This window comes from Moritella sp. F3 (assembly GCF_015082335.1).
Lineage (GTDB): Bacteria > Pseudomonadota > Gammaproteobacteria > Enterobacterales > Moritellaceae > Moritella.
Map to the genome: position 1 here is coordinate 45,981 of NZ_BLRL01000021.1, position 9,158 is coordinate 55,138.

A 9,158-nucleotide genomic window follows, 5' to 3' on the forward strand; every position below is an offset into this window, starting at 1 on the left:
GATCATGACAATGCTCGTGATGAAGGTTTATGGGGAAGTCGTAAGATCACTTTAAGTCCTGAATTCTCTCGATTGTGGAGGGTGAGTGTACCGCCATGGGCACTGGCAATATTCCGCGCAATACTTAATCCTAAGCCCGAACCATCAGTATCTTGGGCTATGCGCGTGTAGGGCGTGAATATATCTTCTAACATATTTTCTGGAATACCGGGACCCGAATCGATAAGGCAAATAACGATATGTTCCTGTTGTTGTTCGACTATGAGGTGTAAGAAATCACCATATTTAATGGCGTTCTCAACTAGGTTGGTTAAGCAGCGTTTGATCGCTAGTGGTTTTCCTGGGTATTGAATGGCGATATTGGGAAACTCAAACGTCACTTTTTCTTCGTGGCAATTATGGTGTTCGGTAATTTCGTAGAGCAGCTCTTGGATATCAATGATTTCATTATTTTCATGAATATCAGTGTCTTTAACGCATTGTAGCGCGCCTTTGACCATCATTTCTAACTGATCTAGATCCTTATTAAACTTGGCTGTCTTGGTATCATCATTAAGTAATTCCGCGCGTAAACGTAAGCGGGTGATCGGTGTTTTTAAATCATGAGAAATAGAACGAAATAAGCGTTCACGATCGTCGATATAGCGTTTTATACGTAAATGCATACGGTTGAATGCTTTGGTGGCGATGACTAATTCAGATGCCCCGGTTTCAGCTAAAGGGGGTTGGTCTAAATCTTGACTCAATGTTGCCGCGGCCGCTGCGAGTCTTTTTAATGGCTTGGTTTGCCAGCGCACTAATACGTAAATCATCCACATTAAATTCGCCGTGATCAAGAAGATGAAAAACAATTGTTCATTACTGACTAAGTTATCGTTGAGTGATACATAAGGTGCGGGTAATAACGCGGCAATATATAACCACTCATCAGGGGCTAGCATCATTTGGATCACTAATACCGGTGGATTGAGCGGCTCTAAAGTGAGTGAATAGTGCGCCCAAGAGCGTGGTAAATCCGATAGCAGGGTATCATTGTTGAGAACATGCAAGGTTTTTGGGTGGGAAAACTCCGTTTTAATGACGATATTATTACCGAGTTTATCACCGAGTACACGTTGAAACTCGTCGAGAACCACCCGTTTCATTTCGCTATTTTCAACGGGGTCGATCGTTATTTCGACTTCGTTTAAGGATACAAAATAGCGACTGCCGCCAAAGTCTCGCAATTGTTCTAAGACGATATGGCGATATTGTAATGGTAGTGAATTAAAAAATGTCGCCGTTGACGCGATATTTTGTGCCATGCCTTCGGCGGTATTTTTTAATCCATCGAGCTCTTGATCTTTACTGAAATTGTACCAAATACTGGTTGAAATAAACTGTGCTGTTGCAATGGATAATAGCGTCAGCAATAACATTCTCGAGACCAGTGAACTCGGTAATTGGCGGTAAATATGTTCTTTAATCGTCATAAGACACTTCAGTAATCAACACGTACCCACGCCCACGAATCGTTTTGATTAAGGTTGGTGTTTTACTGTTATCGCCGAGTTTTTGACGTAGACGGCTGAGCTGAATATCAATACCGCGTTCAAGTGGTAGCGCTTCTCGGCCTCGGGTAGCATCGGATAAGTTATCACGACTCAAAACTTGATTTGGGTTGGTAACAAATAACTTCAACATATTGAATTCACTACCGGATAATTCGGTGGCATTGTTATCGGTTAAGTTGATTAATTGGCGTGTTAAGGTATCGAGTTTCCAATTGGCAAACACAAAATAGCGACCTTGGGTCGGCTTGGTATAACTTGAACGACGTAATAACGCTTTAATTCGCGCCAGTAATTCGCGCGGGCTAAAAGGTTTAGCCATGTAATCATCGGCACCAATTTCTAGCCCTACAATGCGGTCGGCTTCATCTGAATTGGCGGTTAACATGATGATAGGTACTTGCGAAGTACGGCGAATTTTTTGGCATAAGGTAAAGCCATCGTCACCTGGCATCATCACATCTAAAACGATGAGATCGGGGGTATTGGTTGCGAGTACGCGTTGCATTTCTTTGCCTTCACCCGCCGTGAGCACTGAAAATCCAGCTTGATCGAGATATTCACTGAGTAACTCTTTGATCTCTACATCATCGTCAACGACTAAAATTTGCTTTTTGGTACTCATGCTCAATCCATTATTTACAGTGCGTAATGTCTATTGAACAGCTTGGCGGGTAAAATTTCAAGAAGAACATTTTAAGAAGACATAAAAAAGCCAACTATAGGATAGTTGGCTTGATATAGATTAAAGAACCGTATTTTTTGTACAGTCGTTATTAGTCTTCGATACGCTCAAATACTGTCGCGATACCTTGACCAAGACCGATACACATAGTCGCTAGACCATATCTGCCGCCTTGCACTTCAAGTTCGTTCACTAACGTAGTCGAGATACGTGAACCAGAGCAACCCAGTGGGTGACCTAGTGAGATAGCACCACCGTTAAGGTTAATCTTAGTATCAACAACATCTTCTAAGCCTAAGTCTTTTACACAAGGTAAAGACTGCGCTGCGAATGCTTCGTTTAATTCGAATACATCGATATCATCAATTGTTAGACCTGCACGTTTAAGCGCTTTCTTCGTTGCTGGTACAGGGCCGTAACCCATGATTGATGGATCACAACCAGCTACAGCCATAGATACAACGCGAGCACGAGGCTTAAGACCCAGTTCTTTCGCTTTGTCTGCAGACATAAGTAACATTGCAGAAGCACCATCTGATAATGCAGATGAAGTACCCGCTGTTACAGTGCCGTTAACAGGATCAAATACTGGACGTAAGTTACCTAGGCTTTCCATTGATGTCTCCGGACGAATTACTTCATCGAAATCATACAATTTTAATACGCCGTCAGCATCGTGACCTTCAATTGGTAGTATTTCACGCTTGAAACGACCTGATTCTGTCGCAGCTTGTGCCAGCTTGTGAGAACGAACCGCAAATGCATCCTGTTGCTCACGTGTAATACCGTGCATTTTACCTAGCATCTCAGCCGTTAGACCCATCATACCCGCTGCTTTCGCAGTAGATTTAGCCAGACCAACGTGGAAATCAACACCGTGATTCATCGGTACGTGACCCATGTGCTCAACACCACCAATGATCATCACATCGCCGTCGCCCATTGCGATAGCACGTGTAGCATCATGGATAGCTTGCATTGATGAACCACATAGACGGTTAACTGTTGTTGCGCCTGCTGTGATTGGGATACCAGCAAGTAATGAAGCATTACGGGCGATATTGAAACCTTGCTCTAGCGTTTGCTGAACGCAACCCCAATAAACATCTTCGATGTCATTTGGATCAACTTCAGGGTTACGGTCAAGCAAGCCTCGCATTAATTTTGCAGATAGATCTTCAGCACGAACGTGGCGGAATGCACCGGCTTTAGAACGACCCATAGGTGTACGTAGACAATCGACTACAACTACATCTCTCATTTTATTATCCTCGTTCGTGTCTTAGTAAAAAGTTTTGCCGTCAGCTGCGCGTTGACGCAAGCCATCAGTTACTTGGTAAAGTGGTCCTAAATCAGCAAGTGAATCAGCTAATTCAATGTATTTATCCAGACCCATAGTATCTAGGTAACGGAACACACCACCACGGAATGGAGGGAAGCCAATACCATAGATAAGTGCCATATCAGCATCACCTGGTGTAGCAACAATACCTTCTTCAAGACAACGAACAACTTCGTTAATCATTGGGATCATACAACGAGCGATGATTTCATCTTTAGTAAAATCAGCTTTTTCGCTCGCTACTTCAGCAAGTAGTTCATAGCTTTTCGCATCTGGTGTTTTCTGTACGCGACCACGACGGTCTTTTGCATAAGAATAGAAACCAACACCATTTTTCTGGCCATAACGTGTTGCTTCAAACATCACATCGATAGAATCTTTGCCTGTTTTCGCCATACGTTCAGGGAAACCATCTGCCATTACAGCTGCTGCATGATGACCTGTATCAATACCTACAACATCAAGTAAGTATGCAGGACCCATTGGCCAACCGAATTGTTTTTCCATTACTTTATCAACAGCCACAAAATCAGCACCATCAGCGATTAGTTTTGAGAAACCGAAGAAGTAAGGGAACAATACGCGGTTTACGAAGAAACCTGGGCAGTCGTTTACAACGATAGGCGTTTTACCCATTTTAGCTGCATATGCAACAGTCGTTGCAATTGTTTCATCTGATGATTTCTCACCTCGGATGATTTCAACTAATGGCATTTTGTGTACTGGATTGAAGAAGTGCATACCACAGAATTGTTCTGGGCGTTTTAGACTCTTCGCAAGTACATTAATTGGGATAGTAGATGTGTTCGAAGTAATGACAGTGTCAGCACTCACGTTATCTTCTAATTCAGCCAGTACAGCCGCTTTAATTTTTGGATTTTCAACAACCGCTTCAACAATAATGTCAGCTTCATCAACTGAGTTATAGCTTAGCGTTGGGGTGATTGAAGAAATAACTTTCGCAAGTTTGGTACCGTCAATACGACCACGTTTAAGTTGCGTTGTTAATAAACCAGATGCCGTTGCCATACCAAGATCTAATGCAGCATCGTTGATATCTTTCATGATCACTGGCGTGCCTTTAACTGCTGATTGGTAAGCGATACCGCCACCCATAATACCAGCGCCAAGTACAGCGGCCTTATTTGTTGCTTTACCTGCTTTTGCTGCTTTCTTTGCGCCCGCTTTTAATGCTTGGTCGCTCAAGAATAAGCCAACTAATGCTTGTGCTGCATCTGTTTTCGCAAGTTTAATGAAGGTTGCTGCTTCAACACCAAGTGCACCAGTACGATCCATTCTTGCTGCTGCTTCAACAGCTTTCACTGCTGCGGTTGGTGCTGGGTAATGTTTACCTGCTTTCGCATATACCATACCAAGTGCAGTCGAGAAGCTCATTGTCGCTTCAATTTTGTTTAGACCTAGTGGCGCTTGTTTTTGCGCGCGACGTGATTGCCAATCTAGTTTGCCTGCAATCGCATCTTTAATCATAGAGAGTGCTGCATCACGTAATTTTTCTGGTGCTACAACTGCATCTACAGTGCCAAATTTGAGGGCTGCAGGTGCTTTATAATCTTTACCTGTTGTGATCCATTCAACTGCATTATCTGCACCGATTAGACGTGGTAAACGTACTGTGCCACCAAAACCAGGCATGATACCTAATTTAGTTTCAGGTAAGCCGATACGTGCTGTTGTGTCTGCTACACGGAAATCCGTAGCAAGAATTGCTTCACAACCACCGCCAAGTGCATGACCGTTAACTGCCGAAATAGTTGGATATGGCAGGTCTTCAATCGCATTGAATACTGCATTTGCTTGTTCCAACCAACCGAGTAGTTCAGCGTCTGGTAGTTTAAATAGATCGAGGAATTCAGTGATATCAGCGCCAACGATGAACGCACCTTTGCCTGATGTTTGAATTAGTCCTTTAATATCTGAATTAGTCTGTAATACTTTTACAGCTTCAGTTAATGCTTGTAATGTTGCTTGATCAAATTTATTAACAGGGCCTTTCGCGTCATATTTTAATTCTGCGATGCCATCTTCTAATAGAGTGACCGAGAGTTGTTCGGCTTGGTAAATCATTACGTTTCTCCTTGCTAAAGCGATGGTGATCATCAGCTCCGTTTGCTATTTACCAGCTATGTAGGGTACTGGTTGATCTCATTCTGTCGATAAACTAACAATATTTCAACACTTATTTTAAACGACCGTTTAAATTAATATCTAGGATACGAGGTTTGTGTATCTACTAAGTAGTATAGTTAATGATAAGGGGAGAGAGTGTAGTTACTCTACTAAAATAAGTTATTTGGCTGTAAACTTGGCGCTAGGTACTTAATTTAAACTTTAGGTTGGAGTTTAATTCTTTATTCCTGTTATTTTATGGTTCAATAACCTTTAAAGTGTTCAGCTTACACTTGTTTTTAATTGTTAGATGTTTGTTGATGAATGTTTAATAAAAATAAATTGAGCGTTACTTAACTTTTAAAAATTGTGATCCTGAACCTGCTATTATCAATCAGGATATAACAGTAGAATGGTGATGAGCACCTTTATAGTAGAATATACACAGGATAGAAATGACAGCGACTAGCCCTTATTTTGTTTTAGAACAGGCTTATGAATATACCGAAGAAATAAAAAAGAGCCGTTTTATTACTTATCTTACACCAACGAAAGGGCGGCAAGCAGCCGAGCAGTTTGTGCGAGATATTAAAGCAAAACACCCTGATGCACGTCATCACTGCTGGGCATTTGTTGCTGGTAGACCAAGTGATGGACAGCAATATGGGTTTAGTGATGATGGTGAACCTTCAGGTACAGCAGGTAAACCTATCCTTAATTGTTTATTGGGAAGTAATATAGGTGAAATGACAGCCGTGGTTGTACGCTATTATGGCGGCATCAAATTAGGTACCGGTGGATTAGTGCGTGCTTATGCTGGCGGTGTACAACAAATATTAAAATTAGTCGAACCGATAGAATGCCTTATATATGTAGAACTGAACTTAACATGTGATTATGCCCAAATAGCTGCAATAGAGAGTTTATTTTCAGTATATAATGGTAAATTAAACCATGCCGAATATGGTGCACAAGTCGTCATGCAGCTTGATGTTGATGCAAGGCATACTCAAGCCTTTATAACAGCTGTTAAAAATAAAACCAATGGCCAAGTTAATGTCACTGTGGTCGATTAATATTTAGGGATAAAAATAATAATGCAATTCAGGGCAATTTTAAGAATTGTAGGGATATTGGTTACTCTTTTTAGTGTAACCATGATATTCCCCGCACTGATCGCGGCAATATACAAGGATGGTGGTGGTCTTGTTTTCATTAACTCCTTTGTTTTCTGCATCGTATTAGGCAGTATCCTATGGTACAAAAACCGTAATTATAAAAAAGAATTAAAAGCCAAAGATGGTTTTTTAATTGTGGTTTTATTTTGGACGGTTCTAGGCAGTATTGGTGCATTACCTTTTATCCTTTCAGAAGAACCAAATTTGAGTGTTGCAGGGGCTTTCTTTGAATCCTTCTCGGGTTTAACCACAACCGGTGCAACCGTTATTGTTGGCTTGGACGAATTACCTAAAGCGTTATTGTTTTATCGCCAGTTTCTACAGTGGTTAGGCGGAATGGGGATCATTGTTCTTGCTGTTGCTGTTCTGCCTGTATTAGGTATTGGTGGTATGCAGTTGTACCGAGCTGAAACACCTGGACCAGTGAAAGATTCGAAGATGACACCGCGCATAGCCGAAACCGCGAAAGCGCTTTGGTATATTTATTTATGTCTTACCGTTGTCTGTGCCATGGCGTTTTGGTTGGCAGGGATGACGATGTTTGATGCGATATCACATAGTTTTTCTACCATCGCGATTGGTGGTTTTTCTACCCACGATAGTAGTATGGGGCATTTTGATAGCCCGGTGATAAACCTGATCACTGTGGTGTTCTTAATTATTGCGGGGATTAACTTCTCGTTACACTTCGCCGCCTTTTCAATTAAAGGGTTTAAACCGGGCTCTTATTTTCAGGATATTGAATTACGCGCCTTTTTATTCGTACAGTTAGCACTGGTTGCAATTTGTTTCTTTATACTATTATCCAAAGGTGTATACGATTCTCCAGAGATGGCATTAGATAAAGCGTTATTCCAAGCTGTATCTATTTCAACCACTGCAGGTTTTACGACGACGAGTTTTCAAGATTGGCCATTATTTTTACCGGTGCTATTAGTGTTTTCGAGCTTTATTGGTGGCTGTGCTGGTTCTACTGGTGGTGGTATGAAGGTTGTGCGTATCTTATTGCTTTACTTACAAGGTATGCGTGAAATGAAACGTTTAGTGCATCCGCGTGCAGTCTATAAGATTAAGTTAGGCAAGAAAGTATTACCCGATCGTGTTATCGATGCCGTTTGGGGGTTCTTTTCAGCATACGCCTTAGTATTTGTTATTTGTATGCTGGCTTTGATCGCAACTGGGATGGATGAATTATCGGCATTTTCAGCTGTAGTGGCAACGTTAAATAACTTAGGGCCGGGACTTGGCCAAGTCGCGGTGCATTTTGGAGACGTGAATGACAGTGCTAAATGGATCTTGGTAGTTGCTATGTTATTCGGTCGTTTAGAAGTATTTACCTTATTAATTTTATTTACCCCAGCTTTCTGGCGTAGTTAAGTGGAACCTATAATGAAAAAAATGCTAGTTCTGTATTCGACCGTTGATGGTCAGACGCTCAAAATAATTAAAGCAATCGAAGCGACTATTACTCATGAGTATATTTGCGAAGTCATTAATATTGATGAATGTCAGCATATCGATATGGCTATCTTTGATAAAGTAGTTATTGGCGCATCTGTTCGTTATGGCCATTTGAATAAAAAACTCTATCAATTTATTGCGGCTAATAAAGCGCAATTAGAAGCGAAAGATAATGGTTTCTTCTGTGTTAATTTAACCGCGAGAAAAGCAGAGAAGAATACGCCGGAAACAAATGCATACATGCAGGCGTTTTTAGTTAAGTCGGATTGGATACCAAAACAACAAGCTGTATTTGCTGGCGCGTTGTCATACTCAAAGTATAACTGGTGGCAGACTCTCATCATTCAACTGATTATGAAGATAACCGGTGGTAGTACAGATAAAAGCAAAGATATTGAGTTTACTGATTGGAGTAAAGTGGCGTTGTTTGCGAAAACCTTATAGGTTTATTGACTTATATATAGTACTGAACTCACGCTTAGTATCAAATTTAACCTGAGGGTGTCGATTAGTTGCCCATGTTTATGTATTTTGAAGCACGGGTAATGAAACACTTGCCTATCAATTCGTTTTGCCTATAATGGCGCCACTGACACGGCAACAGCCGCTAAGTAAAAGGTGTTTAAAAACGACTTAGGTTACTTTTTAAGCGTCCTGAATAAAGCGCAAATATGTGCTTGACTTCAAATTCGGTTTGCGTAGAATACGCAGCCTGACTACGACGAAAGACGTCAAGGTCAATGCTCTTTAACAATTTATTCAAGCAATCTGTGTGAGCACTTGCAGAGATATAATGACCAAATATTATATCAATG

At 41.2% G+C, this 9,158-nt stretch carries 8 protein-coding genes; 3 read left to right on the forward strand and 5 right to left on the reverse strand.

The window, feature by feature from the left end; genetic code table 11:
* Positions 1-2: 2 nt before the first annotated feature.
* The 4 genes from JFU56_RS21370 to fadB all read right to left on the reverse strand — a co-directional run bounded on the left by JFU56_RS21370 (position 3) and on the right by fadB (position 5,662).
* Entirely contained in the window at positions 3-1,472 is a 1,470-nt protein-coding gene (locus JFU56_RS21370; RefSeq protein WP_198439267.1) for an ATP-binding protein, read from the reverse strand.
* On the reverse strand, positions 1,462-2,175 hold the full coding sequence (locus JFU56_RS21375) for a response regulator (protein ID WP_019442461.1): 714 nt from the start codon (positions 2,173-2,175) through the stop codon (positions 1,462-1,464). The genes JFU56_RS21370 and JFU56_RS21375 overlap by 11 nt, the downstream gene beginning before the upstream one ends.
* Before the next feature lie 151 nt (positions 2,176-2,326).
* Complete coding sequence (gene fadA / locus JFU56_RS21380; protein WP_198439268.1) at positions 2,327-3,496, reverse strand: acetyl-CoA C-acyltransferase FadA; 1,170 nt, start codon at positions 3,494-3,496, stop codon at positions 2,327-2,329.
* Between the two features lie 21 nt (positions 3,497-3,517).
* Positions 3,518-5,662 (reverse strand): fatty acid oxidation complex subunit alpha FadB, encoded by a 2,145-nt coding sequence (gene fadB, locus JFU56_RS21385; RefSeq protein WP_198439269.1) that lies wholly within the window; start codon positions 5,660-5,662, stop codon positions 3,518-3,520.
* 497 nt (positions 5,663-6,159) lie between these two features.
* Between fadB and JFU56_RS21390 the strand changes: the two genes are divergently transcribed.
* From JFU56_RS21390 to hemG, 3 genes are read left to right on the forward strand one after another with little or no spacing between them, the layout of a single operon-like run.
* A complete protein-coding gene (locus JFU56_RS21390; protein ID WP_198439270.1) occupies positions 6,160-6,780 on the forward strand; it encodes a YigZ family protein in 621 nt (206 codons plus the stop codon).
* A 21-nt stretch (positions 6,781-6,801) separates the two neighbouring features.
* Entirely contained in the window at positions 6,802-8,259 is a 1,458-nt protein-coding gene (locus tag JFU56_RS21395) for a TrkH family potassium uptake protein (protein ID WP_198439271.1), read from the forward strand.
* A 12-nt stretch (positions 8,260-8,271) separates the two neighbouring features.
* Entirely contained in the window at positions 8,272-8,787 is a 516-nt protein-coding gene (gene hemG, locus JFU56_RS21400; protein WP_198439272.1) for a menaquinone-dependent protoporphyrinogen IX dehydrogenase, read from the forward strand.
* A 178-nt stretch (positions 8,788-8,965) separates the two neighbouring features.
* On the opposite strand, the gene JFU56_RS22910 is transcribed toward hemG, so the two are convergent.
* Positions 8,966-9,158 (reverse strand): hypothetical protein (locus JFU56_RS22910; protein ID WP_206759252.1); only part of this gene is annotated, 193 nt, incomplete at its 5' end.